Consider the following 23,453-nt stretch of genomic DNA (forward strand, 5'->3'; position numbering starts at 1 on the left):
CGCAGTCGTTAGACTACGCGGGCTTCGGTGTTGAGCAGCGCGTCGACACGCTTGATTGGCATGCCCAGGAACTCAGGGATCTTCTTCCCGGCGTATTCGCCCAGAGTCAGGTTGACGTTCTTGGAGTTCATCGCTTGCAGGTGCAGGAAGGTCTGCATGGTGCGGTTGGCGTAGATGATGGTCCGGCCTTCGCCTTGGTCCGGGTTGTCGAGCTGGTAGTAAGCCTTAATCATCAGTTCGATGATCTTGGCGCCAGTTGCCGCATCGCTGGTCAGGGTTGTGACATCGATGTTCGCGATACGCGCGTTGGCACGCCAGTCACGAACCGACATGCCGATATCCCACTTGAAGTGGTCGCGGTAAGCTTGGAACTCAAGACCGTTCTCGTCGAGCACGGTGTCCTCACCCAGGTTGCGGTGAACGAAGCCCGCCACGCTGCCTTTCGGATACAGCAGGTGCGTGGTCATTTCACCCCAGGTGACAAACCAGATAGACGCGTTGGTCGAACCGGTACCGCCGGCGTCGATGATGTTGGCGCCGGAGTCGGCCGACTTGTCGTTGTAGCGCGGCGACAAGCCCAGAAACGCTTCAGGCTCCGAACCGGTGTTGCCGTAAAACATGTAACGCGAGGCCTTGTTGTTGAAGCCTTGCAACTTGGCGATGTTCTCCGACACGCGGAAAGCGTCAGCGTTGCCGCTCAGGTCAGCCAGCGCCTTATCAACCTTGCCGTAGTCTTCCATCATGCCGGTGGTGTCCAGCACAGGCACAGTGGTCGATTTGGTTGGCTGCACGCCTTTGTTGAATAGGCGCCATGTCGGTTCAGGGATACCCGAACGCATGGTGGTTTTGTGTTTGGAGCCGTCGTTGCACTCCTGGTATTCAGCATCCATGAGGACGTCGTTTCGCTTAGCCATTAGCTCGACGATCTTCATGATCTTTTTCTGGCTGTCTTCCCTGCTGAACTTATCGATCAGGGTCGGCATGGTGGAAGTGAGAATGCCCATCTGTTGTCTCTCCTACGATTTATCAGGGCCTTACTTGAAGGCGTCGATGATGCTCATTTCTTTTGGTGCGTCTTGCTGGTTGCCCGGCAAGACGAACTTGTCTTCCGAGATGGCTTGGCTGACGCGGTGGCAGAACTTGAAAAGCGCCGGGTTGTTGCCCAAGCCGGTGGTGTTGAGCAGGTTTTTCAAACCCTCATCACCAAATGCCTGGATGACTTTGACCGCGCTCTCTACGCTCTTTTCGTATTTCTCCCCGCCCAGCTCAGGGTCATTTTTCACCGCTGCCGCCCAATCTTCCTTTTGCTTGGTTACGGCGGCCTGGTATTCCTCAGCCTGTTTGGTGGCCAACTTCGTTTGGAAGTCGATCAGCTGCTGGGCCTTTTCCTGCGAAATATTCAGCTCCTTGGCGAGTCCTTTGAATTCGCCAAGCACCTCGGCGTCCATGTCCATGCCTTCGGGCAGCTTGAAGTCGGTGTAAGCCTCAGGCGCGCCCTGTGGCTCGTCTTTCTTGCCCTCATCCTTGGGCTTTCCGTCTTCTGGTTTTGCGGGATCTCCGGGCTTAGCTGGCGGCTCACCTTCGGGTTTAGGGTCAGTGGCTGCTGGTGCTGCTGGAGGGGTCAACAGGGTGGAATCTGGTGCGGGGGCTGCTGGTGCAGCCGCTGGCGTTGCTGGTGCCGCACCGCCCGATGGGGCGCCGTCAGCTGTGGCTTCGTTCATCAGGACGCGACCCATCAGTTTCATCATCAAGGTGCTCAATTGGATTCATCCTCTACAGGCTTGGGGGCGTTCTCGGAGGCCATGACCGGGAACATCGCCGGACACAGGTCGTTTGTTTCGCCCAAAAGAAAAAGGCCAACATTTCGTTGGCCTTCGTTGAAGTTCATCACCCCGCCGTGGGGGTTGAATGAGGGTTGGAACACCTTGCAATGCCCCATCAGGCGCCACATGAAACGCCGGCCTCGATGGTCATTCATGAGCCATCGGAAGTCGGCGACCTCCTGTTGGCGTGCGGTCTGCTTGGCTTTTTCGTCCTGTTCACGTAAAGCGTCCAGGTCTTCGAGGTCGTCCATCACACCGCCCCCGCCAGCTGCGTCAGGGCGTTATTGCCACTGGTATCGGTCTCGCTGAGCATCTGTGCCCCTTGAATGACGCTGCCCAACTGCTGCTGCATCTCAGCCTGTTGCTGCTGCTGTGCACGCTGCTTGCGGATTTCAGAAACCATGTCGTCGGCGCGTACCAGGGTTGGCGGTGTGCCGATAAGTTCGAAGTACTGCCGCATCGCTTCGTCAGCGTCGAGCAGGTCCAGCGCGTTGATGCTTTGTGTCGTGGTGGCAACCTGGCCGGCGAAGCCAATGGCGCGTTCGATGCTCGATACGCCGATAGCCTTCTGTGCTTGGGCGAGGATGCTGGTGAACTCGACACGCAGGTCCAGGTTCTGCAATTCCTTTGGCGGAGGTGGAATCAACGGAGCCCCAGGCAAAAGCCCCGTCCAACGTGGAATTGACTGCTCAATCATCTGACTGAAGATCATGTCGACCAGTGGGTCGAGCAGGTCATCTGTCTGGCGCTCCAAGGTGGGGCCCAGCATCAGCAGCTTCTCTTCTTTGCGGGTCGCGATCTCGTAAGCTGTCCGGACGCTGTCCATTTGACTGATCATCAGGAACAAGTCGACGAAGAAGGCCGTGTCGATGATGTCGCTGTCGGCCTGAATCTCGCTCCGCAACGCAGCGAACCAAGCAGGCTGAGTTTCAAACAGGGGGGCAAACTTGGCACCTACCTGCATGTCGTTCAGGTAGGTGATGCTGCCCGGCAGGATCGAGGCGCGCTGATTCTTGAGGCTTGCTGGTGCCCCCATTGGGGGCCGCACACCCTTCTCCAGCAGTTCGGCTTTGCGCCGCTCCATCAACTGCACAGCCTTGTTCGTGCCAATGCTAAGAGAACCCGGCCCTGTGCCGTAAACATCCTCACCCTCAACATCCCAGCGAGGAGCAAAGCACGGGAACGTCTTAAATCCTGACTTGCGCAACACGCTGTCTTTATCGCTTCCCTTCTCCCAATACACAGAGCGGAACGGCATGTTCCCGTTGTCTTTGCGCCCTGGCTCCCGACTGTCATTCGGCTCAATGGCGTGAACGACATCAACCCACGCTTCAGGATTACTGCTCAACAAGGTCTTTACCGTTTGGCTCAGGCTGTCCTTGCTGTATTGCTGTTCCATCTGACGCGCAGTTAGACGCAGATCCCGATAAAGCGTATCGACCTGGTTGTCGCTGTTGTTCGCCAGCATGTAGGTGCCAACGGCCATCGGGTGAAAACGCAGCAGATCGTTGTCGTGCGGTAGCGCAATCATCGGCGCCGTGCCGAATATGCCTTCCATGGCGTAGCGGTTTGGCAAAACGCTATAGAGATTCGTCCTGGCCATGACCTCACGCATGGCCTTCTCAACCGCATAAATCCATTCCTTTACAGGCGCATAGCTCATCAATCCCGGATCAGGGGTGCCGAACTTGACCCACTGCGAGGCCGGGTTTGTCATGCCTGTGTGCATGCCTGCGCCAAGCGTTCTGGCGGCGAATCGGCCGGTTGGGTTGATGATCTTCTGATCGCGGCGCTTGCCGTTGTTGGTATCTGAGCTGTTCTCACGGACAGAGCGCGGGCTGAAGTACTCACCGAGTTCGCGCCACTCAGGCAGCCAATTACTGTCGCGCTCAGCCTTCAGGCGGGTGTAGCGCTTTTCGAGCTGATCGCGCAGGGAGTCGGCCAACTTACACCCCCAACAGCGTTTTCTGGCTGGTGTTGGCACCGCCCAGAACACCAGTCGAACCAGTCAGGATGGTGCCGTTCTGGCCTGACTGCGCCAGACGGCGACGGCGTTCAGCGTCAACAGCGGCCTGCACTGAGTCGCTGCTGGTGGTCGCGGCCGTTGGATTGGCGGTTGTGCCAGAACCTGATGCAGCCTTGGCCGCCTCTTTCTCGCGGTCGGCCTTGCCCAGGAACCCGGTGTTTTCGCCGGTCAGGTTGGGCAGGCCCATACCTTCAAGGATCACGTCCCCGCCGCGCAGCGGGTCCAGGTCAATGGCCTTGTTCATCAGTTTCTTAATGCTTTTGCCGCACATGTCATGCCTCCGCATATGGGTCGTAATCAGATTCCAGGCCGTTGTTGCTGGATCCGGATTTTCCGTAGTCGTTGTATTGGCTCTTCATCACCGGCATGGCATAGGTGAGCGCCAAAGCGTCGGCGTCATCCGGGGAGATACCGAGGCGCTTCTTGATGTCGTCCTTCTTCTCCAGCGCGATCTGGTCGCTGGCGTTGTGCGTGTACATGGGTGAGGTCAGCTCGGCTTCGAGCTCTTCGTTGCTGTCGATGGCCAAGCCTGCACGCAATGCCTCGCGCATCTGCCACCACATGTACGTCCGCATGTTCGCGTAATGCCGGTCAGGCGCTGCGCTGGCGAAGTTCACGTCGATGATCACAATGCCGGGCATCAGGCGGCGCAGCTGGTCAGCCACAGGGCCGCCAACGCCGGTGGCATCAACAAACACCGCGTCCGGCCGGTGCTCCTGCACCACCGTGCAGACCTTGGCGATGAACACTGTGGTGTTGCGGGTCTCACTGCCGGGGATCTTGATCGCCGGTATCGATCGCGAGTCGAGCCCGCGGCGGAACCTGATCACGTTGCTGTCTGCACCGCCCCGGGCAATGTCGATGCCGCAGACCATGGCGTCGTCCATGCCGAACACCGGGTCGCGCTTCATGGCATCAGCCACCCAGTCGGTCGGGATCAGTTGCAATTCGGAAGCCCTCGGGAACATGCCGCGCACACGGATGCGGAAGAAGTCACTGTCTTCTCCGTAGTCCGCTTGCCACTTGGCGATTTGCGTCTTGTTGGTGCCGTCAACCGTGCGGCTGTCGACCTGGCGGTGTGTCCACCGGTGTTTGTAACGGGTGAAGCACGCCCGGAACCGGCCGGTGTTCTTGGTCGGGTTGCCGAACGCTGCCCAGATGATTTCGGTGTTTTCGTCGGTCAGTGCACCTTCAGCCACTTCCCACACCAGGTCAGCGATGGCCGATGCCTCGTCGAAGATCAGTAACAGGCGCTTGCCTTCGTTGTGCAGACCGGCGAATGCCTCGGTGTTGCTCTCCGACCAAGGCACGGCGTCGATGCGCCAGTTCTTTTCGTGCTCTGGATCCGTGCTGATCAGCGCCGTAGCGGTCAGGCGAAACCAGTGAGCCGTGATCGACAGGCGATTCCACTTCGCAACCTCGGGCCAGGTCTTGGTCCTGAGCTGCGTTTCGGTGTTGGCCGTAACCACGCCGCGCGTGTCTATGGACGTGTCGAGCGCCCACTTGATGATCCAGGACACGAGCGCCGATTTGCCAATACCGTGGCCGCTGGCAACCGCTTCGTGGATGACGTCTCCCAGATCCTTGGCGCCTGCTCTGATCTTCTTGCCGATCGAGTCCAAGACATCGATCTGCCATTGACGCGGGCCTGACTTGTTCGCCAGCTCGGTACCTGGCTCGCCCCATGGGAACGCGTACCAGACATAACCCAGCGGGTCATCGGCAAACGAAAGAATGTCCTCAACCAGCAGGTCTTCCGCATCAACCTTTGCTGGCGCGTTCACGGGCTTTGGCCATCCGTTCAGAGAGCGAGACGTTGACATCAACGCTCACCTGGTCGCGGAAGGCGTTCACATTGACGTGCTTGCCGAGCAGTTCAAGGTTCTTCACCTTGTCCGGCCACTTGATCTTCTTCATCAGACCGACCAGGTCGCGTTCCTTGCCAACACCCTCGAACATCTCGGCGATATCGAAACCCGACAGCGACTGGCGCCACACCTTGGGCCACTTCGAAAGCGGCTTGATGGACATGTCGTCTTCCAGGATGTCGAGCAGGTCCATCTGGTCGATCTCGGTCAGACGGCTCAACACGTAGTCGGCGTCCACCTTCGTGCGTTCGTTGCGGGCCTCCATGGCCGCTTTGATAGCTGCTGCGATGTCCGGACGCTGCATCAGTTGCCAGGCCTGATCCTTGGCCCCGCGCTTGCTGTACCCCGCCCGAATGGCTGCCTGCGTAGCATTGAGGTCAACCAGGTACTCGATGACGAATGCCTGTTGCTTCGCTGTCAGGGCCATAGGGACTCACTTACTCGGGCTGCGTGTCTGGCGCAGACTCAGGGGTTGGTTCGGTTGGTAGTGTTGTGGCTGCCGGAACTTCTGACGCCGGTTCGGCAGCCACGACCTCACGCACCCATAGGTAGCGCGAGAAGCCCGCTACGACCTTGTCGCCGTTCTTGAACAGCAGGCGGATGCCGTCGACACAGAACTCAACCGTGTCAGCGGTGACTGCGATGTTCTCTTCGTAGGTGCGGACGTTGAACGTAGGCATGACTCAGTTTCCTTTCAGGCAAACGCGGTTGACGTAGTCCTGCAGCCCGTTCAAGGCGCGGATAGCTTCGTCGCCGTCGGTGGTGATGGCGACAACTCGTTCAGCAGTCGCGGGGTCAATGTCGGCTCGCGCTTCTGCATCAACCACGCGGGCGGCGCCGGCGGTGGTTCGCACAGTGGCAGCGGGACAGGTGGCCTTGATGGACAGCCGGCGAGCGCCAGAAGCGACATCAGCACGAAGCTGGTTAGTAACGGCTTTAGCATCGGTCATGGCCTTTGTGTGTTCGGTGTCGAGGGTGGCCAGCAGCTTCTGGGTGTTGCGCCGGGACTGGGCCGCCGCTTCAAGGGTGGTGATCGTGTCGCCCAGCGTGCCGATGGTGGTCTCGGCCGTGGACAACTGGTCGGACTGGCGCCCGATGTACTGCCAGCCGAATAGAATCGCTACCGCACACACGGCAAGGGCAATGAGCAGGTAGCGATTCATGGTGGCTTACTCGGTCGGTGCTTGAGCTGGCAGAGTTTGCTGATGCAGGCGCTGTTTCAGTTCATAGCCCATGAGCGGCCAGATCTTCTGTTCAGCGTTCTGCCGCGCGATCTTGCGGCCAATCTCGGCGTCGAAGTTATCGGGACTGGCGCAAGCCGATTCGCCGGTGACGGTGAAGCCGTTCTTCAGCGTGATGACGCAGAAGGTCAGCAAGCTCAAAGACTTCATGTCTTGTTTCGACTCTTCGGTGACACCAAAGCCGGTGCTTGCGAATTCACCTACAACGCCGTCCAGGGCGGTGAAGTACACAACTCGATCGATATTCGCTTGTAGATCGTAGGGAGTGATGCGGGGAGCTGTCAGGCCCTTCGCCTGAATTTCTTGCTCAATCGTTTTATCGTTCACGGGGATTGCCTCGGGTGGGGAAAGGATCAAGCCAACGCTTTCAGCGCGACCTGGTACAGCGCCAGCCGCTCAGCAGCACCGTGCGGCACACGTCCGCGCCGTCCGGTGTTGATCAAGCTGCCGATGTTCTGGATGTCGCCGATATCGGCAAGGGCGTTCAGGTTCCGGCTGACCCAGTACCAGGCCGCTGACAGCGCGGCGCCCTTTGGTGCCTCCAGCAGGCTTGGGGTTGTCACCAAGTCCAGGCCGAGGCCTTCACCGCACGCGGCGTAGTTGTTCTTGCCGGTGATCTGGATCAGGCCCCGGCCTCGATACTTCCAGCCGTCGCCGGCAGCGGTGTTGCCCATGCGGGCGTTGTACGCGACGTTTGCGATGCGCTCGGGCTTGTGCGCGTACTCGGCGGCCAGCTCGGCGTCGAACAGATTGGGCCAGGTGCGTTGCAGTGCCGCTGCGCTGTAGCTCAGGTTCTCGACCACATTTTCCAAGCGGCCGCTTTCGTGGCCGATCTGGGCGAGGAATGCAGCCAGGCGCAAGCGTGTGTCGATTTGGAAGCGCTCGCATGCAGCGTTGAGCGGGTCAGCCCACAGGCGTGCAGTGGCGTCCTGGCAGCGCATGATTGCCACCAGGTGGGAAGGTGTGATTTTCATCAGTCCATTCTCAGGATGCGGGCGACGTTGCCGCCGGCGCGGTAAACCAGCACTGCAAGCACCAGCAGCACAATCAGGATGAAGGGGGATACGGCTGTGGTGGGTTGGGCCAGAAGCACTGCCAGCATCACGGAAAGCCATTCGCAGCCAGTAGCGGCAGCCAAGGCGTAGGCGCACCACGAAACGCCAGCGCGGTACCGGGCGCCCTGTCGTTGGTAGAACGCGATTCGAAAGCAGATTGCGCCACAGATCGCGGCGGCTGCCAAAGTCCATGGATCAACCATTGCGGCTACCTCCGAATCTGTCAGCTACCCACTGCAGCCAGCCCGGCATCTTGCCGCCGTCGATCCACTCCAGAAGGCTGATGCATACGGCAACGCAGAACAGCGCGCCGAAGAATGCGACAAGGCCCGAAGTCCTGGCCCACTCGCGTCCGATAACCTCGCTGGCCACGTAGTAACCCAGCACCCAGGACGCGATGAAGTAACCGAAACGTGCGAGCGGCTTCAGGTCCTTGGCGAACACCACGAAGAACATGGCGCCAGCGAACGCGCCGACCACGGCGTTCACGTCAACGCCGGGCATCAAGCTCGCCGCTGTAACTCCGGTAATCCCTGCCACACCCGCAGCCGCCTGAGCGGCCAACACTGCACCGCTGCTTGGCTCTGCCATTTGCGTACCCCGGAAACGAAAAACCCCGCACGACGGCGAGGCTCAAGATTGAATTTTTGGCAACAAAAAACCCGCACTTGGCGGGTTTCTGGGAGCTGGGCGTAACTTTGCAACTTGGGGAAAATGTACCGGAACCCTCCTCATTTGGTCAAGCGACCCTTTTTGTCACGTCTCCTACGCGCTGGCGTTGGTTCCAGTACTCGGTGATTCGGTCGACGTAGATCAGGTGGCGGCCTGGGTTCTCTTGAGTGTCGCTGCCCCACTCCGCGCGGTAGGCGGCGCCGTAAACGTTCATGCGATGAAACCATCTGCGCAGCTGCTCCACGGTCATTGCACCCAGGCGCTGGCGAAGTGCGTCACGGGCGAAATCACGGCGAGCGGCGTAAGCCTCGGCCCGAAGGTCTGCAACGTGCTCACGGTCGTACAACTCCCAACGACAGGCTCCGGGCTGACGACGCTCGCCCATGCGCACGATGACCGCTGCAACAGGCTTCAAGGCTTTGGCGTCCAGGCTGTCGACGGTGCGAGCAATTGCGCCCCAGATCCCTGCCCAGTCACGCGCCCAGTTCTGCACGCTCACTTTCGTCCCGTACCAGTCGTGCACGAACTCGACAACGCGAGCAGGCCCCCACGCCTCGCGACCATTCACCGCCGCCTGGTGGCTCTTGATCGCGGCTAGGGCCATCCAATACGCAACTTCCTTGCGCTTGGCCGTGCACTCGCCCAGTTCGACCGTCAGCCACACCAGAGCGTGCGCCACGTTGATGTCCTGGCCGTTGGCGATGGGTGAGTACAGCGCGTGCCCGAAGTGCTGCAACGGCTTCGGCAGCGTGCCTATCGCTGACTGGACCAGCCCAGCGGCCAGCATGTGAGCGCAGCGCCCGTTGCTGTCACGCATCGAGGGCATGGTCTCACCCACCACGCGCCCCTTCTTCCCGAGCCTCGCACGCTCCTGCGCTGCGGCCAGCACCGAGTCACGGCTTTCGTGCAACGCTTCCCGCCAAGCCTGCCGCGCACTGATAAGTTTCATGAATATCCCCTTGTTGCGTAGTTCTGCGTAGTTCGGTGTTTCACTGGCAAACGGCTGGCAAACCGAGCCAGTAGAGCCTAAGCCCCATGTAGCAAAGGGCGCAGAAGGCGAAGAAGCCGGCGAGCAGGATTGTGTTCATAACGCCTCCTAGAACTTCTCAAACGCCCAGCCACCGCCGGACTTTTTGGTTTTGGCAGTGACTGCGACGATCTGGAACGGATACAGGCTGGCCGCGACTTTGGTTTTTACCCGCGCGTCGTCAGTCCAAAATCCCTTGACCTCATGCAGTTCCATCGAGCCATCAGCGAGCATTACGGCGAAGTCAGGCGTGTAGAACGTGTTGTCCGCGAGGCGAAGCTTGATCCCCTCGAACTTAAACCACGCGATGTGGCCCAGGTACTGGCGGTCTTTGAGGTAAACCTCGTAGGCCGCTTCGGACTTGTTCATCTCGCCGGTCTTGAGGCGGCCGAGGGCTTGCAGTGATCGACTCATACCGCCCGGTCGCTGGGGCTTGTGATCAGACATTGGGCTGTCTCCGGATGCCCATCTTGGCCAGCAGCAGAGCGCGGCAGGCCTTCGGGTCTTTTGGAATTTCGAGGGTGTCGACGATGCGGTCGGCTTCCTGGCGGCTGTGCTCGAGTTGGACTTGCCGGCGATCACGCATGCTGTCGTGGCCAATGCCGGTCGCGATTCGTCCTTCCAGCGGTTGGCCGGTCTGGGCGCGGCGCGTGACGATGGCGTAATTGCGTTCGAAGCGCTGTTTCAGGGCCTTGTCGTCCTGACGTGCAGACTTGAGGTCGAACGTGCTGGTGGCTTCAGCAGCGATCTTCACGGCCTTGTGGCTGTAAACGCCCATCAAGGCTTCGATCCACGCGTCTGATTCATGCGGCAAGCCGAGCTGCTCAGCGGTTGGCGTGCACCACGCGACAAATTCACCAACGCTTGGGGCGAATGGGTTGGATGACTTGCGAGCCTGCCGAAAACCGTAGGCCAGTTGGTCTTGGGAGTTGATGCCACCCTGCACAAAGCCTGCGATCCACTCGCGTTTTGCGCTATCGAGAGAATCCTTGTCAGGCCATGCCTGGCGCCAAGCTGGAAAAACACCGGCAAGCTTGGTGAACACAAGGTTCACGATCTCGGCGGTGTTCTGGTCGACCTTGATCGGTCCAACAGGCTGGCTGACTGATGCGTGTGACAGGGCCTGCTGCGGATCGAGGTTCCTGGTGATATCAGTAACGGATTTCATAGGATTGGCTCCCTGGCCCAGTCGGTGCTGTTGAAATCAAGCGATGACGGTGCGGTGCTGCGCTGTGGCGAAGCCATGCGGCGATTGGCGTCTTCCTGAGCTTTGAGAAACCAGGTGCGCCACGTTGCTGGCCAGTCGGCTTTAGTTCCGCCGTTGCCGCGCCAGTAGTTCACGAACTTCTCGGTTTCGTTGATCAGGTGCACGGCGGTGGCGCGTTCGAGTGCCCACTTGCGCATTTCGCCCGAGACGTTGAACGGTTCGGGCAATCGGGTTTTGCGCTTGGCTTTCGGCTCTGGGGTTGGTGTTGGACTTTCAGCAAGGGGGGACAAAGGGGGTTTTAGATCTTCTTCTGTATCTCTTCTCTTCTCTTCTTTATTCGTTGAGTTTTCGTTCAACGGGATTTCAACGGGCGTTGAACGAGCGTTGCGGGCCTTTGCTGGACGGGGCTTTGCGGCCTGCTTGCGAGCCTCTGCAGACGCCTTTCCTGCTGCAATTCGCTGCGCTTGCGTTGCATGCACAGCTTCCAAATCACGCTCAATTCGGTCGTGCACCCACTCGTTATCACGCTCGTTGAAGAATTCCCCCAACGACCGTTCAACGTCCGTCCAACGCTCGTTGGAAAGTCGTGTAATACGGGCGAGACGTGACACCGGGATTGGTTTGCCGGTTTGCCAGTAGTTGAAGATCAGCAACAGGTACGCACCGTGTTCCTCAGTGGTCAGGTGCATGGTGTCGGCCAGGTAGTCAGCGACATACAGCTGCATATACGGAAGGGCTGCCATGGCTAGTCCTCCTCGAGCTGGTCGACGTGCTGCACATGCTCCATCCAGCGCTTGGCCTGATGGAAAATCGCCTCGATATCGCGCTGGTTGAAGCAGCGCATGTCGTTCGGGACGATCTTCAGCCCCAGCACCGCCAGGATCTGGCAGAGCTGTTCGAACTTCTCAGGCTTCATGCGGCTGATCGTGGCTTCATCGCAACCCACTGCAAGTGCGACAGGGGCATTGCCGATCGATGCAAGGCTCTGCATGAGAACGGAATAGTTCTTGCGGGCCCTTACGGTCTGCTCTTGGTTCAATGGGCTCGTCGACATGATCAGGCCGCCTGTTCACCGGAGTCGGGAAAGCGCTCCGGGTAGAGGATGTGGATCTCGGTGATTTCGCCGTCGAACACCTTGCTCAGGTTCTCCGCAAGACCTGCGGAGGCACGCTGAACCCCGCGTTCAACGCGAGAAAGGTTGCCGGAATCGATGGCGTCACCGATCTGAGCAAGACGGGCCGAAACATCGGCGAGCGTCCATTTCTTTTCGAGACGTGCACGTTTTAAGGGAGTCATGGCGGGGCCCTGAGTTGATTTCAGGGTGATTCTGCGATTAGCGCAGATTTAATGCAAACAAATTCTGCGCTGATCGCTTTGCGCACAACGCAGTAACACCGGAAAATTGCGCCATGGATATTGGACAGATCATCAGAAACGCAAGGAAAGCTAAAAAGCTTTCACTCGAAGAACTGGCGCACCAGGTCGAATCGGACTCTGGCAACCTTTCTCGCCTGGAGCGTGGGTTGCAAAGCACCACCCCGGAAAAGCTCAAGCAGATCATGAGTGTCTTGGGTATCAAGCTGAGCCCGCAACAAGACGCTGGAATGTCTAACGTGCAGATGGCCCTGCAACCAAGCCGGGAGCCTAAGGAATATCCGTTAATCAGTTGGGTTGTTGCTGGCGAGTGGGCAGAATCTTCCGACACCTTCCACCCGGGCGATGCAGATGATTGGATCGCCTCGACAGAGAACGCCGGAGAGCACGGGTTCTGGCTGACAGTGCGCGGTGACTCCATGACCTGCGCCGGAAACCCCAGCTTTCCCGAGGGATCGCGTATTCTGGTAATGCCGGAAGCCGATCTGATCAGCGGCAAATACTATGTGGTGAAGCTGCTGGACAGCGGTGAAAGCACGTTCAAGCAGTACATTGAAGACGCCGGGTTGAAATACCTCCGCCCGCTCAACCCGAGCTATCGCACCATTCCTATCAATGGTGAGTGCAAGTTCATTGGCCGCGTGATCGATTCGAAGATGACCGGCCTTTAACCAGGTGCCCCATGCAAGCCACTGAGAAATCCGCCGCGACCAGGAACAACGCCACAGGTTCACTGTTCGGTTGCGGGCTGTTCCTGATTGCCGTGGCCGGCTTCACCTATCTGTTTGACTGGAAACAGTCCGGACTGGTTTTTTGCGCCGGCATGGCCGTGTGTTTGGTCACTTGTGTGGTGTCGGCGATGCTCGGTGAGAAAACGTCCCGGGCTGAAATTGCCACGATGGTGGTTGGCGCCGCCTTCTTTATCTGGTTGATTCTGCACAACCTTTGATCCCCGCCTAACCCCTCTCTAAATGAGCCTGCCTTGAGCGGGCTTTTTTTTCGTCTGCGATTTATAAATCTGCGCTTGACGCAGAATTAAATCTGCGCATAATGCAATCCATGTTCTGCGATTAGCGCAGATTCGGAACCCGGCGAAAGCCAGCGCTCTTTAACATCGATAGACCGCCGAGCCTTCAGGCATAGAAGGCCAGCCGACGCCACATGCGTTCCGGCTGCGATCAGGTGTGATGGCTCAGAAGCCGTCATCCAAGTGGCACGCAGGCCCCAAGTGATGCGGGAAGCGTGATCCGGTGTGAGCGAACCGGTCCTGTGAGAGCAACGGACATTTTCACTGATGCACCTGGCGACGGGTGCATTGGGAAAACAACCGGAGAAAAACAATGACACGCGATCAACACGAAGACACGAAGGCTTTCGCAGTAGCAGCAATGGTTGGTTTGCTCGCCAGAAGCGACGGAATGGGCGCTCAGGAAATCGCCACTCGCTGTTTCGATATGGCGCTGGCATTTCAGGCGGAACAGAAAAAGCGCATTGGAGATACGCCGCCCTACGACATGTAAAGCATCACCTCTGCCCATTCCAACGAGTGGGCAGACGGATGCAACCACCCCGCCACCACGGAGGCGACCACCATGAATTACGAAGTGATTGTTGAAGGGTTTGTCCTCCAGGTGGAGGTGACCCGCTGCGAGAACATCCCGCCGGTATTCAACGGCTGGAACAGCGACTGGGACTTCTATGGCAGCCGGGAGCTGGAGTTCAAAGTGGACTCGGCCATCTGCTACGACGATGACGGCATCCGGATGGACGTGATGCCCCATCAACTGCCAGTGCTGGCCAAGCAGTACGGCCCGCAAATCGAAATAGCGCTGTGGGTTGAGATCGACGCTAACACGCGTCGGGCACGGTGGGCAGCATGAACCGCAAACACGAAGTAGCGCTGGGCATGATCGATTCACGCTTTGCCCTGCTGCGGAACGGCGACTCTTCTGCGCAGTTGCATGCAGAGACGAGCATGGCCATTGAAATGGCTCACGCCCTGGCCGCGATCGATATCGACGAGCACCGCCACTACGTGGACCGCCTTGATCGCATGTATCAGGTGCAGTCCGAGGCTTTCCTCTCCGACATTCGAAGGTCTGCCCCATGACGATCATCGCCAGAACCTGCCGCGAACTCGCCGAAGCCCTGAACCGTCAGGGCTTTTTTCTAGTCGCCGACCTGCCACCCCTTACTCGCATCGAGATTCGGCGCGGGATGATCGTTGTGAGGATGCCATGACCACTGCGCAGCGCTCCCGGCGCCGCGCGATCCGCCGGACCTCAGCCATCGTCGGCGCCCTCTTCATCACCATCGTTCTGCTGGCCCCTGCAATCGCCGGCTGGATCACTCAATAGGTAACCCTATGTCCGTCACAACCATTCGAGCCTCTTCTTGGGGCTCGCTCTTTGACTGTGCCTACAAGTGGGAATGGATACACATCCTCGGGCACCGGTCACCGAGCGGGCCGCGTACCCAGCTCGGTACCGCGATTCACGCCAGCACCGCGGCGTTCGATTCCTCCCGCATCAACGGCAGCAACCTGTCGGCCTACGACACCGCCGAAATGTTGGTGCACACGCTGCGCAATCCGGATTACGAAGTGGACTGGCGCGGCTCCGACATCACCCTGGCGCAGGCGGAAGCGATCGGCCTGAAGCTGCACACCATGTATTGCAACGAGGTGAGCCCGCGCTATGACTTTGTGGCCGTCGAGCTGACCACCAAGCCACTGGAGATTGATTGCGGTGGTGGCGTGATCGTTCGCCTGACCGGACAGCTCGACCGGGGTCGGATCTGCAAGACCAGCCAAGGCCTTGGCATCGGCGACGTTAAAAGCGGCGGTGCCTCAGTTGTGAAGGGAGTCGCCAAGACGAAGGGCCACGCCCCTCAGATAGGCACCTACGAAATTCTCTACGAACACACCACCGGCGAGGCCATCACCGCCCCGGCCCACATCATCGGGCTCAAGACCAAGGGCACGCCGGAAACCGGTATCGGCGAGATACGCGGCGCCAAGCAAATGATGGTCGGTACCGAAGACTTCCCCGGCCTGATCCAGATCGGCGCCGACATGCTGCGCACCGGCCTGTTCCCCCCAAACCCACAGAGCTTTCTGTGCAGCGCGAAGTACTGCCAGCGCTGGTCCTCTTGTCCCTACCACGAGTAATTGCCCATGAAAGCGCAAGACATGTTCATTCGGCTGGTTGATCCCACCGGCAAGCACAACCCGATGATCAACGCCCACCGCGTCTGGGATCGCGAGTTGTTTTACAGCAGCCAGGTGAAACAGCACGAAGACCCGAAAAAGAAGATCGAGGACCGTCGCTTGGTCTCGGTCGCCACTGAAGCCGAATACAACGAATCGCGGAAGGTGCGGAAATGAGCAAACCAACCTCACTGGCTGAAATGCAGACCAGCGCTGTCGCCGCCCCAAAGAATGACTCCCCAATGTCGCTGCTAACCGGCTCCGGCTTCGATCAGCTCCAGCGTGTTGCCAAGGCGCTGTGCGCCTCCACCCTTGTGCCTGCCCAGTACCGCGCCTTCACCGAAATCAAGAAGTTTGGCCGGGTTGAAGGATACCAGCCCAACCCGGCAGGCCTGCCCAACTGCGTCGTGGCGCTGAACATGGCGATGCGCATGGGTGCGGATCCGCTGATGGTGATGCAGAACCTTTACGTCATCGAGGGCCGCCCAAGCTGGTCGAGCCAGTTCATCATCGCCGCGATCAACAGTTGCGGCCGTTTCAGCCCGCTGCGATTCGACCTGAGCGAGCCCGGTAAAGACCAGGTAGTCGACTACAAGGCCGTCGTCTGGAAGAACGACAAAAAGACCGAAGAGCCCCGCAAGGTGACGATCCAGCATCGCACCTGCCGCGCCTGGGTCATCGAGAAGGAAACCGGCGACCGCCTCGACGGCCCGACCGTCTCCATGCAAATGGCGATTGATGAGGGTTGGCTCACCAAGAACGGCAGCAAGTGGCAGACGATGCCGGAAATCATGCTGCGATATCGGGCAGCAAGTTTGTTCGGTCGCTTGTATGCGCCCGAACTGCTGATGGGCCTGCAAACGCAGGAAGAGGTGCACGACTTCATCGACGCCACACCAGACGGTGCCGGCAATTACACGGTGGATGTGAACGACCTGCGCAACAAGGATCCTGAGCCGCCAGCGATCATCGATGATGACGACGCCCAGGGCGACGGCGGTGCAACGGAATCGCAGGAATTTGCATCAGAAACGGCCGATTCCGCAACGGAACAGGCCGAAAGCGCAAAAGAAACGGCCGAAACGGTTACCGATGAGCCTGCCGACACAGCCGGCCTCAACGTCGAGTAACTGCCATGGCTTCTCAATCCGTCCTGGATATCTACGACAGCATTGAGGAATTCGCCGCAATCCTGGTCTCAGCTGAGCTCCACGCCAGCGGCGGCTGGGAACAGGAATTCGTCGAGAACATCCGGGCCAGCTTCAAGCGGTACGCCGCCCACACCAACCTGAGCCCGGCTCAACAATCGAAGCTTGAGCGCATCGCCAAGCACTGAGGACACTCTATGAAAACTGAACACTTTGAGGCAATCGAACGCGCAAAGATGCATGGCGTCATGCCTTCGGTGCTGGCACACCAGTTGCTGGTGCGCGACCTGGTCGAGGCTGCCATGTTCGAATGGCAGAACATCGCCGCCCCATTCAGCAAGCTGAACGAAGGCCAGCGGCAGGAAGTGACCGACCGGTTAACCGAAAAAGTCACCACGGCGGTCTACACCGCCGTTGGGATCATTTCGTCTCGTAGCGTCGACACAATCCCGCTGACGGTTGCCGACGCCAAGTTCAAGGCCAAAAGCATTACGGTCACCGCGACCATTGATGCCCAGGACCCGAACCGTCATGGCCTGATCGACGTGGCCGGCAAACTGTGCCTGCTGGTGCTGGCTCCGAATGATTATGCCGAAGGCTTGGACAGCCTCACGGTGGAGCGCGACCAGCGCGACCTGCCGCTACACGTCAGCGATCTGACTGACAACCTGTTCGACCGAAAAGAACGTACAACGCCTATAGGTCCAGACGAGACTGACGGCGAGAAACACCCGCTGGGTACTGAGGAAGAACTCAGCGCCCTTGTGAGCGAAGGGCGTAGCGCAGATATCGGTAAAGAGTTCGGTGATTTCAGCTACGAAGACGCCGCCCAGTTGGTGGTGCTGCACGCCAAGACCGTCGACGTCGCCTATCTGCAACGCCGTCTCGCCATCGACAGCGACCAGGCCACCAGCCTGCTTCTGCGCCTCGTCGACAACGCCGTGATCGAACTCGAAACCGAGGGCGACCTTTCCATAGTCAACACCTACAAGGTCATCGCCGAGCTGGCGAATCTGGACCTGGAGTAATCGCCATGCGCGCCAACCACCTTTTCGTCGAGAACTTTCAGGGCCTGCAAGCGTGCAACCTGGACCTGACCGCACCTATCACCCTGGTCAGCGGCCCTAACGGCGCCGGCAAGACCAGCCTTCAGGAAGCAATCAATCTCGCGCTGGGCGGTTCGGCGCGCGTGTCCTTGAAGAAGGACTACAAGCAACTCGTCACCGAGGGCCAGAAGAAGGCTCAAATCATTTTCAGTCACGACGACGTGGCCAGCAGCTACACCCTGCCGGATGGCAAGGGCGACCACACGCTGGCGGTCGGTGACGAATACCTGCCCTATGTGCTGACCCCGCAACTGTTCGCCAGCCTGAAGGACGTCGAGCGCCGCAAAATGCTGTTCGCTCTGACCAAGTCCAGCAGCAAGCCGCAAGTGGTCGTCGAAAAGCTGCTGGCCAAGAAGGCAGACCCGGCCAAGGTGGAGAAGATCAAGCCCCTGCTGTTGAGCGGGTTCGCCGCTGCGCAGGAACAGGCCAAGACCTACACCAGTGAATCCCGTGGCGCGTGGGAGGGGCTCACCGGCGAAGCCTATGGCAGCGAGAAGGCCGAGGGCTGGAGTGTCACTATCCAGGCACTGCCGGACGACGCGCCCGAAGTCACGCTGGACGATTTGGCAGCAGCTCAGACCGAACTGGCAGACGCGGCGAAGGAAATCGAGAAAGGCACCCAGCACCTGGGCGGGCTGAACGCCAAGCGCGAAGCCAGCGACAGCGCAGCGGTGCGCAAGGTCGAGCTCGAAAAGGTTTATCTCGAACTGAATCGCCGCAAGAACAAGCTCGAGGCCACCAACAAAGAACTGGAGCAGTGGAAAGCAAAGGTCAGCGAAGGCGAGCAGCAAGTACAGGCGTTCGCGGGTGAAAGCCCGTGCGAGTGCCCGGCGTGCGGCGTAAAGCTGAAGATCGTCGGCAAGGTGCTGGAGCTGTTCAAAGGGAAGACCGCCGACGCGGCGAAGCTGGCAACGGCTCAGGCCGAACTGAAGAAGGCGAACGACGCCTACAACTTGATGGCCCGCACTCAGGTCAATGACCAGAAGGCTGTCACCGAGTCGGAACAGGCCGGCCGCGACCTCGACGCCCTGGTGAAGACTGCCGGCGAAGAAGTCACCGACGCCATGATTGAACGCGTCCAGTCGGCCATTCAAGTGCAGCGCAACCTGCGCGACACGGCCAAGGCCAAGGCCGATGCAATCAGCGAACGCCTGGACCTGATCGCCAGCGCCGAGCAAAAGGCACAGGACGCCGCCGCGCACCATGCCGACGTGAAGGCCTGGACGCACATCGCCGAGCTGCTGGCCCCGGATGGCATCCCTAGCGACATCCTCAAAGGCGCATTGAAGCCGTTCAACGACAGCTTGGCCAAGTCCTCAAAGCTGGCCACATGGAAGCTGGTTCAAATCGGCGCCGACATGAACATCACTGCCGGCGGCCGCCTGTACACGCTGTTGTCGGAGTCGGAGCGGTGGCGCGCTGACACCCTTCTGGCCTTGGCAATCGCTGAGCATTCGGGGTTGCGGTTCGTGATACTCGATCGCTTCGACGTGCTGGATCTGCCAGGACGCGGGCAACTACTCGGCATGCTGGTGGCCATGGCGAAGGCCGGAACCATCGATAGCGCCATCGTCTGCGGCACCCTGAAGGCCAAGCCCGCCAAGCTGCCGCCAGAAATCAACGCGGTGTGGATCGAGGGCGGCGTTGCCGTCGGCGACCAAGAACTGCAGGAGGCCGGCTAGTGAGAAAGGTCGAACTGAAACGTAAATTTTGGGTTAGCCCATCTGAAGGTATTCGCGGGCACTGGGCCGAGTCTGAGCTTTTGATCGCGACGTTCCATCAGTTCGGTGCAGCGTACGAAGAATTTGAAACAGGACCGGGCAATTACACCGTCGCCATCGTGGAACTACCAGACGGAACGGTCGAAAACGCCAACCTGCACGATATCCGCTTCATCGAATAACCCACCCACTCGCAATGCCACAGGCGCCTACGGGCGCCTTCTTTTCGCCCAAAGGAAAGTGCCCCATGAATCTGATTACCCCGTACGACACCGAAACCACCGGCCTCCCGCTGTTCCGTGACCCAAGCGATGACCCCCGCCAGCCGCACCTGGTGGACATCTGCATCCTGGCCTACAGCCCTGACGGCACGCTGGTCGATCCCTTCGAAGCAATGATCCGCCCTGATGGCTGGGTGATCCCGTCCGAAGTGACCGCGATTCACGGCATCACCAACGAAATGGCGATGGACTTGGGCATCCCTGAGTCTGAGGCGCTGGACGGGTTCATGGCCATTCACGAACGCGCAGGCCTGCGGGTTGCCCACAACATCCAATTCGATGACCGGATCATGCGCATTGCGCTGTCTCGGTACCGGGGCAAGGAAGCGGCCGACGCTTTCAAAACCACCGCAGGCTACTGCACCTGCCAGTCGAGCAAGAACATCGTTAAGTGCCCGCCTACCGAAAAGATGATCCGCGCCGGGTTCGGCAAGCAGTTCAAGGTTCCGACTGTGACCGAAGCCCTTCTGCATTTCACCGGTGAAGAACTGGTCGGTGGCCACCGCGCACGGCCCGACACCGAAGCCTGCGCACGCATCTACTTCGCGATGAACCCGCCCGCTGCTCAGGTGGCATAAGCCACCCCACACCGAGGACACAAGATGAAAGCCAACAAAATCTCTATCGAAGCCGAAGGTTTCAAAATGAAGGCCACGCCAGAGCGGCTTGTCCAGTTACTGATTGCAGGGCTCTTCACACAGGCTTTGCCGCCGGCAGCAAACCTGCAACCTGTATCGCATCCGGCAGCGCCCGCCATCGGCGAGTACTGGCCAGGCCAGGGTGGCATCAATGGTGGCTTCGTCCCGGTGCGCGGCGATGTCCCGGCGCACTACCTGATCATCGCCAAGGACGACGTCGGCGCTCACGAATGGGGCGGACGCGGCAAAGAGTCCGGCGCTACCAGCAAGACGGACGGCTGTGCCAACAGCATAGCGCTGTGCAATAGCGATGACGATCACCCAGCAGCCAGCGCCTGCACAGAGCATCAAGCAGATGGTCACCATGACTTCTATCTGCCGGCCGCCGCCGAGTTGTACCAAGGCTGGCTGAACTGCCCTGAGGCGTTCGCAAAGGATAGCTACTACTGGTCCTCATCGCAGCGCTCCGCCGACTACGCATTCTACTTGACCTTCGGTGTTGGCACTCAGGGCTACGGCGTCAACTACGACGAGCTCCGCGTCCGCCCCGTCCGCAGATTCTTTATTTAATCCTTCATCCATTCGTTCTTGATCCGGCACACCAGGGCGCTCAGCGCCTTTTTTGTTGTCTTCGAAAAGAGGAAAGACCATGTCCGCAGTTGAGAAAGCAGCACCAGCAGTGACACTCCCGGAAATCGGCCAGCCGTTCGGTGGCGGGTTCTTCAGCGGCATCACCCGCGACCCGGATACCGGCAAGCGCTACCTGAACATCACCGCCGGCGCGGCGCACGAACTGAAAGGTGCATGGGGCGAGTACGGTGTGAAGATCGAAGGCGCCAACAGCTTTACCAACAGCCGGGCGAACACCGAAGCGATGGCAGCCGCTGGCAGCGAACTGGCGCAGAAGGTGTTGGTACTGGACATCGGCGGCTTCACCGGCTGGGCGATCCCGGCACGTGACGTGCAGGAGCTGCAGTATCGCCACTTCAAGCCCACCACTGAAGAAAACTGGGCGAACAGTCGCAACGGCGACAACCCGAATAGCGAGCCAGTAGGCCAGCTGTACACCGAAGAATCACCGACGCAGACCACGCTGTCGGCCTTCCAAGAAGGTGGAACTGAAGCCTTCCGCGACGCCTGGTATTGGTCGAGTTCGCAGCGCTCCGCCTACGACGCATTCCCCATGACCTTCGGTGTTGGCGGTCAGAGCCTCACCGGCGGCAAGGACAGCGAGCTCCGCGTCCGCCCCGTCCGCAGTCAATTGATTGATTAATTTGCTTATTTAATCCGGCCGCTTGCGGCCGGTTGCTCTTGGAGAGCGCGCCCATGGCGATGCACACGGATTTGAGTATCTACAAAGCCTCACTTGGCCTGTTGCAGATGGCCACGAACCTGACTCGTAACATTCCACGAGATCTAAAGCAGTCCCTCGGAAAGCGCGTCATCGATGAGTGCATCGACGTGCTGATGTTGATTGCCCGAGCCAACTCGACTCGGGACAAGCACCCACACCTGACATTGCTGGTCGAGAAGGTCCAGGTGATCGAGTTCCTGATGCGGCTTTTCAAAGAAAGCCGATTCATCAGCGTCCCGCAGCATGCCAATGCAATAGAGGTCACCACCTCGATTGGCAAACAGGCCAATGCCTGGAAACGCTCCACCCCAACCGCGCCCGCCACCTGAGAGTTACGGCTTTCAGGTCTGTGCGAATTGAATCTGGTCGTGCCGCTGACCTTTGGGTCACCGCCATGCGCATCAGAGATACCGACGGTCTAAAGCGTCCGTGCAGGTCTCGCGCAGTTTCCTTGCTGATCGGCTCTGCCTTCGGCTTGGCGACGTAGATAGCACGATAGGTCGCAGCGCTCCGCCAACAACGCATTCAACATGAACTTCGATGATGGCAATCAGAACAACAACGACAAGAACAACGAGCTCCGCGTCCGCCCCGTCCGCAGATTCGACTTTTGGTCCCTACCCGTTCAGCGAACTTGTTCAAGCCTATTACGACTGCCGACGCACAAAGCGCAACAGCGCCAGCGCATTGGCCTTCGAAATGGATCTGGAAAAGAACCTGATCGGTCTACACGACGACTTGATTGCCGGCACTTACCGGCCAGGCCGTTCGATATGTTTCGTGGTCACCCGACCGAAAGCCCGCGAGGTGTGGGCTGCCGCTTTCCGGGACCGCGTTGTCCACCACCTGCTGTACAACCGTGTGGCACCGCGCTTCTACGCCAGCTTCATAGCGGACAGTTGTGCATGCATTCCCGGGCGCGGCACGTTGTACGCCGCCACCCGGCTGGAAGCGAAGATCCGCAGCGCCAGCCAAAACTGGTCGAAGCCGATCTTCTACCTCAAGTGCGACCTGGCCAACTTCTTCGTCGCCATCGACAAAGAGGTTCTGCGCAAGCAGCTGGCCGCCAAGATCACCGACCCCTGGTGGCTGGCACTCGCTGAACAGATCCTGATGCACGACCCTCGCGAAGATTACGAGGTCCGAAGCCCGGCCCATCTGTTCAATCGCGTACCGCAGCACAAGCGGCTCACCGCGCAACCTGCCCGCCTCGGTCTGCCGATCGGCAACCTGTCGTCGCAGTTCTTCGCCAACGTGTACCTCGACGCGCTGGACCAGTTCGCCAAGCACCGCCTCGGCGCCAAGCACTACGTCCGGTACGTCGATGACTTCGTGTTCCTGCATGAGTCGCCGCAGCAGCTCAACGCATGGCTGGCAGAGGTTGAAGCCTTCCTGCCAAGCCTCGGCGCCAGGCTGAACCCAACAAAAACCATTCTGCAGCCCGTAGATCGCGGCGTCGACTTCGTCGGGCATGTCATCAAGCCGTGGCGGCGAACCACTCGCAAGCGATCACTGGCCCAGGCATTGAAGCGCACGGCTGCAGCTCCGGTCGAGGATCTTCGCGAAACCGCCAACAGCTACTTCGGCCTGTTGAGTCAGGCTAGCCACAGTGAGAAAGACAGGGCCGCATTGGCTCGTGTCGTGTTGAAGAGAGGCCGCCCCGTAAATGGCGCGCTGACAAAAACCTTTCAAAAACGATAGGTC

Annotated in this window: 37 protein-coding genes; 18 read left to right on the top strand and 19 right to left on the bottom strand. The window is 59.4% G+C overall.

The genetic code is table 11. From position 1 onward, the window contains the following. Positions 1-8 precede the first annotated feature (8 nt). The 19 genes from K0F88_RS22350 to K0F88_RS22440 all read right to left on the bottom strand — a co-directional run bounded on the left by K0F88_RS22350 (position 9) and on the right by K0F88_RS22440 (position 12,215). Positions 9-1,004 carry a major capsid protein gene (locus tag K0F88_RS22350; RefSeq protein ID WP_219096562.1) on the bottom strand — a complete coding sequence of 332 codons (996 nt, stop codon included), beginning with the start codon at positions 1,002-1,004 and terminating at the stop codon, positions 9-11. A gap of 30 nt (positions 1,005-1,034) precedes the next feature. Further along, positions 1,035-1,760, bottom strand: a complete 726-nt coding sequence (locus tag K0F88_RS22355; RefSeq protein WP_219096563.1) for a hypothetical protein — start codon at positions 1,758-1,760, stop codon at positions 1,035-1,037. Beyond that, positions 1,757-2,074 (bottom strand): hypothetical protein, encoded by a 318-nt coding sequence (locus tag K0F88_RS22360; protein ID WP_219096564.1) that lies wholly within the window; start codon positions 2,072-2,074, stop codon positions 1,757-1,759. Before K0F88_RS22360 ends, K0F88_RS22355 begins: the two co-directional genes overlap by 4 nt. Next, the gene (locus K0F88_RS22365; protein ID WP_219096565.1) at positions 2,074-3,768 is read right to left on the bottom strand and encodes a portal protein; all 1,695 of its coding nucleotides are present in this window, start codon (positions 3,766-3,768) and stop codon (positions 2,074-2,076) included. Before K0F88_RS22365 ends, K0F88_RS22360 begins: the two co-directional genes overlap by 1 nt. Before the next feature lies 1 nt (position 3,769). Then, positions 3,770-4,120, bottom strand: coding sequence for a hypothetical protein (locus tag K0F88_RS22370; protein WP_219096566.1), 351 nt, complete (start codon positions 4,118-4,120; stop codon positions 3,770-3,772). 1 nt (position 4,121) lies between these two features. Next, positions 4,122-5,633, bottom strand: a complete 1,512-nt coding sequence (locus K0F88_RS22375; protein ID WP_219096567.1) for a terminase — start codon at positions 5,631-5,633, stop codon at positions 4,122-4,124. After that, positions 5,611-6,144, bottom strand: a complete 534-nt coding sequence (locus K0F88_RS22380) for a terminase small subunit (RefSeq protein WP_219096568.1) — start codon at positions 6,142-6,144, stop codon at positions 5,611-5,613. The genes K0F88_RS22375 and K0F88_RS22380 overlap by 23 nt, the downstream gene beginning before the upstream one ends. A 10-nt stretch (positions 6,145-6,154) precedes the next feature. Further along, positions 6,155-6,397 (bottom strand): hypothetical protein, encoded by a 243-nt coding sequence (locus K0F88_RS22385; protein ID WP_219096569.1) that lies wholly within the window; start codon positions 6,395-6,397, stop codon positions 6,155-6,157. 3 nt (positions 6,398-6,400) lie between these two features. After that, positions 6,401-6,880, bottom strand: a complete 480-nt coding sequence (locus K0F88_RS22390) for a lysis system i-spanin subunit Rz (protein WP_219096570.1) — start codon at positions 6,878-6,880, stop codon at positions 6,401-6,403. 6 nt (positions 6,881-6,886) lie between these two features. Next, complete coding sequence (locus tag K0F88_RS22395; protein ID WP_219096571.1) at positions 6,887-7,285, bottom strand: Gp49 family protein; 399 nt, start codon at positions 7,283-7,285, stop codon at positions 6,887-6,889. Positions 7,286-7,311: 26 nt separating this feature from the next. Next, a complete protein-coding gene (locus K0F88_RS22400; RefSeq protein ID WP_219096572.1) occupies positions 7,312-7,932 on the bottom strand; it encodes a glycoside hydrolase family 19 protein in 621 nt (206 codons plus the stop codon). Beyond that, positions 7,932-8,216, bottom strand: a complete 285-nt coding sequence (locus K0F88_RS22405; protein WP_219096573.1) for a phage holin family protein — start codon at positions 8,214-8,216, stop codon at positions 7,932-7,934. Before K0F88_RS22405 ends, K0F88_RS22400 begins: the two co-directional genes overlap by 1 nt. Further along, the gene (locus K0F88_RS22410; RefSeq protein WP_219096574.1) at positions 8,209-8,604 is read right to left on the bottom strand and encodes a putative holin; all 396 of its coding nucleotides are present in this window, start codon (positions 8,602-8,604) and stop codon (positions 8,209-8,211) included. The genes K0F88_RS22405 and K0F88_RS22410 overlap by 8 nt, the downstream gene beginning before the upstream one ends. Positions 8,605-8,752: 148 nt before the next feature. Next, positions 8,753-9,634: a hypothetical protein gene (locus K0F88_RS22415; protein WP_219096575.1), complete on the bottom strand. Its 882-nt coding sequence runs from the start codon at positions 9,632-9,634 to the stop codon at positions 8,753-8,755. 147 nt (positions 9,635-9,781) lie between these two features. Next, positions 9,782-10,159 (bottom strand): DUF1064 domain-containing protein, encoded by a 378-nt coding sequence (locus K0F88_RS22420; protein ID WP_257605324.1) that lies wholly within the window; start codon positions 10,157-10,159, stop codon positions 9,782-9,784. Next, on the bottom strand, positions 10,152-10,880 hold the full coding sequence (locus tag K0F88_RS22425) for a replication protein P (RefSeq protein WP_219096576.1): 729 nt from the start codon (positions 10,878-10,880) through the stop codon (positions 10,152-10,154). The genes K0F88_RS22420 and K0F88_RS22425 overlap by 8 nt, the downstream gene beginning before the upstream one ends. Beyond that, positions 10,877-11,662 carry a DUF1376 domain-containing protein gene (locus tag K0F88_RS22430; protein ID WP_219096577.1) on the bottom strand — a complete coding sequence of 262 codons (786 nt, stop codon included), beginning with the start codon at positions 11,660-11,662 and terminating at the stop codon, positions 10,877-10,879. Before K0F88_RS22430 ends, K0F88_RS22425 begins: the two co-directional genes overlap by 4 nt. Before the next feature lie 2 nt (positions 11,663-11,664). Further along, positions 11,665-11,973 carry a CII family transcriptional regulator gene (locus K0F88_RS22435; RefSeq protein WP_219096578.1) on the bottom strand — a complete coding sequence of 103 codons (309 nt, stop codon included), beginning with the start codon at positions 11,971-11,973 and terminating at the stop codon, positions 11,665-11,667. A 2-nt stretch (positions 11,974-11,975) separates the two neighbouring features. After that, the gene (locus K0F88_RS22440; protein ID WP_169856428.1) at positions 11,976-12,215 is read right to left on the bottom strand and encodes a helix-turn-helix transcriptional regulator; all 240 of its coding nucleotides are present in this window, start codon (positions 12,213-12,215) and stop codon (positions 11,976-11,978) included. A gap of 113 nt (positions 12,216-12,328) precedes the next feature. On the opposite strand from K0F88_RS22440, the gene K0F88_RS22445 reads away from it, so the two are divergent. From K0F88_RS22445 to K0F88_RS22525, 18 genes are all read left to right on the top strand, one after another. Continuing rightward, entirely contained in the window at positions 12,329-12,964 is a 636-nt protein-coding gene (locus K0F88_RS22445; RefSeq protein WP_219096579.1) for a LexA family transcriptional regulator, read from the top strand. 11 nt (positions 12,965-12,975) lie between these two features. Next, positions 12,976-13,242 (top strand): hypothetical protein, encoded by a 267-nt coding sequence (locus K0F88_RS22450; RefSeq protein ID WP_219096580.1) that lies wholly within the window; start codon positions 12,976-12,978, stop codon positions 13,240-13,242. 391 nt (positions 13,243-13,633) lie between these two features. Next, positions 13,634-13,813 (top strand): hypothetical protein, encoded by a 180-nt coding sequence (locus tag K0F88_RS22455; protein WP_219096581.1) that lies wholly within the window; start codon positions 13,634-13,636, stop codon positions 13,811-13,813. Positions 13,814-13,885: 72 nt separating this feature from the next. Beyond that, positions 13,886-14,173: a hypothetical protein gene (locus tag K0F88_RS22460; protein ID WP_219096582.1), complete on the top strand. Its 288-nt coding sequence runs from the start codon at positions 13,886-13,888 to the stop codon at positions 14,171-14,173. Then, entirely contained in the window at positions 14,170-14,403 is a 234-nt protein-coding gene (locus K0F88_RS22465; protein ID WP_219096583.1) for a hypothetical protein, read from the top strand. The genes K0F88_RS22460 and K0F88_RS22465 overlap by 4 nt, the downstream gene beginning before the upstream one ends. Then, complete coding sequence (locus tag K0F88_RS32535; RefSeq protein WP_257605325.1) at positions 14,400-14,534, top strand: hypothetical protein; 135 nt, start codon at positions 14,400-14,402, stop codon at positions 14,532-14,534. Before K0F88_RS22465 ends, K0F88_RS32535 begins: the two co-directional genes overlap by 4 nt. A gap of 124 nt (positions 14,535-14,658) precedes the next feature. Then, entirely contained in the window at positions 14,659-15,462 is an 804-nt protein-coding gene (locus K0F88_RS22470; RefSeq protein WP_219096584.1) for a PD-(D/E)XK nuclease family protein, read from the top strand. A gap of 6 nt (positions 15,463-15,468) precedes the next feature. After that, complete coding sequence (locus K0F88_RS22475) at positions 15,469-15,678, top strand: hypothetical protein (protein ID WP_219096585.1); 210 nt, start codon at positions 15,469-15,471, stop codon at positions 15,676-15,678. Then, on the top strand, positions 15,675-16,631 hold the full coding sequence (locus K0F88_RS22480) for a hypothetical protein (protein ID WP_219096586.1): 957 nt from the start codon (positions 15,675-15,677) through the stop codon (positions 16,629-16,631). The genes K0F88_RS22475 and K0F88_RS22480 overlap by 4 nt, the downstream gene beginning before the upstream one ends. Before the next feature lie 5 nt (positions 16,632-16,636). Next, positions 16,637-16,837 (top strand): hypothetical protein, encoded by a 201-nt coding sequence (locus K0F88_RS22485; protein ID WP_219096587.1) that lies wholly within the window; start codon positions 16,637-16,639, stop codon positions 16,835-16,837. A gap of 9 nt (positions 16,838-16,846) precedes the next feature. Next, the gene (locus K0F88_RS22490) at positions 16,847-17,677 is read left to right on the top strand and encodes a DNA translocase FtsK (RefSeq protein WP_219096588.1); all 831 of its coding nucleotides are present in this window, start codon (positions 16,847-16,849) and stop codon (positions 17,675-17,677) included. 5 nt (positions 17,678-17,682) lie between these two features. Next, a complete protein-coding gene (locus K0F88_RS22495) occupies positions 17,683-19,437 on the top strand; it encodes an AAA family ATPase (RefSeq protein ID WP_219096589.1) in 1,755 nt (584 codons plus the stop codon). Next, positions 19,437-19,658, top strand: coding sequence for a hypothetical protein (locus K0F88_RS22500; protein ID WP_219096590.1), 222 nt, complete (start codon positions 19,437-19,439; stop codon positions 19,656-19,658). Before K0F88_RS22495 ends, K0F88_RS22500 begins: the two co-directional genes overlap by 1 nt. Before the next feature lie 65 nt (positions 19,659-19,723). Further along, positions 19,724-20,335 carry a 3'-5' exonuclease gene (locus K0F88_RS22505; protein ID WP_219096591.1) on the top strand — a complete coding sequence of 204 codons (612 nt, stop codon included), beginning with the start codon at positions 19,724-19,726 and terminating at the stop codon, positions 20,333-20,335. A 24-nt stretch (positions 20,336-20,359) separates the two neighbouring features. After that, positions 20,360-20,965 carry a DUF1566 domain-containing protein gene (locus tag K0F88_RS22510; protein WP_219096592.1) on the top strand — a complete coding sequence of 202 codons (606 nt, stop codon included), beginning with the start codon at positions 20,360-20,362 and terminating at the stop codon, positions 20,963-20,965. Positions 20,966-21,044: 79 nt separating this feature from the next. Continuing rightward, positions 21,045-21,668: a DUF1566 domain-containing protein gene (locus K0F88_RS22515; RefSeq protein WP_219096593.1), complete on the top strand. Its 624-nt coding sequence runs from the start codon at positions 21,045-21,047 to the stop codon at positions 21,666-21,668. 53 nt (positions 21,669-21,721) lie between these two features. Next, positions 21,722-22,078, top strand: coding sequence for a four helix bundle protein (locus K0F88_RS22520; protein ID WP_219096594.1), 357 nt, complete (start codon positions 21,722-21,724; stop codon positions 22,076-22,078). Between the two features lie 370 nt (positions 22,079-22,448). After that, a complete protein-coding gene (locus tag K0F88_RS22525) occupies positions 22,449-23,450 on the top strand; it encodes an RNA-directed DNA polymerase (RefSeq protein WP_219096637.1) in 1,002 nt (333 codons plus the stop codon). The last annotated feature ends 3 nt before the right edge of the window (positions 23,451-23,453 follow it).

The sequence above is a fragment of the Pseudomonas sp. UMAB-40 genome, from assembly GCF_900095275.1.
In the GTDB taxonomy this organism is placed as follows: domain Bacteria; phylum Pseudomonadota; class Gammaproteobacteria; order Pseudomonadales; family Pseudomonadaceae; genus Aquipseudomonas; species Aquipseudomonas mandelii_B.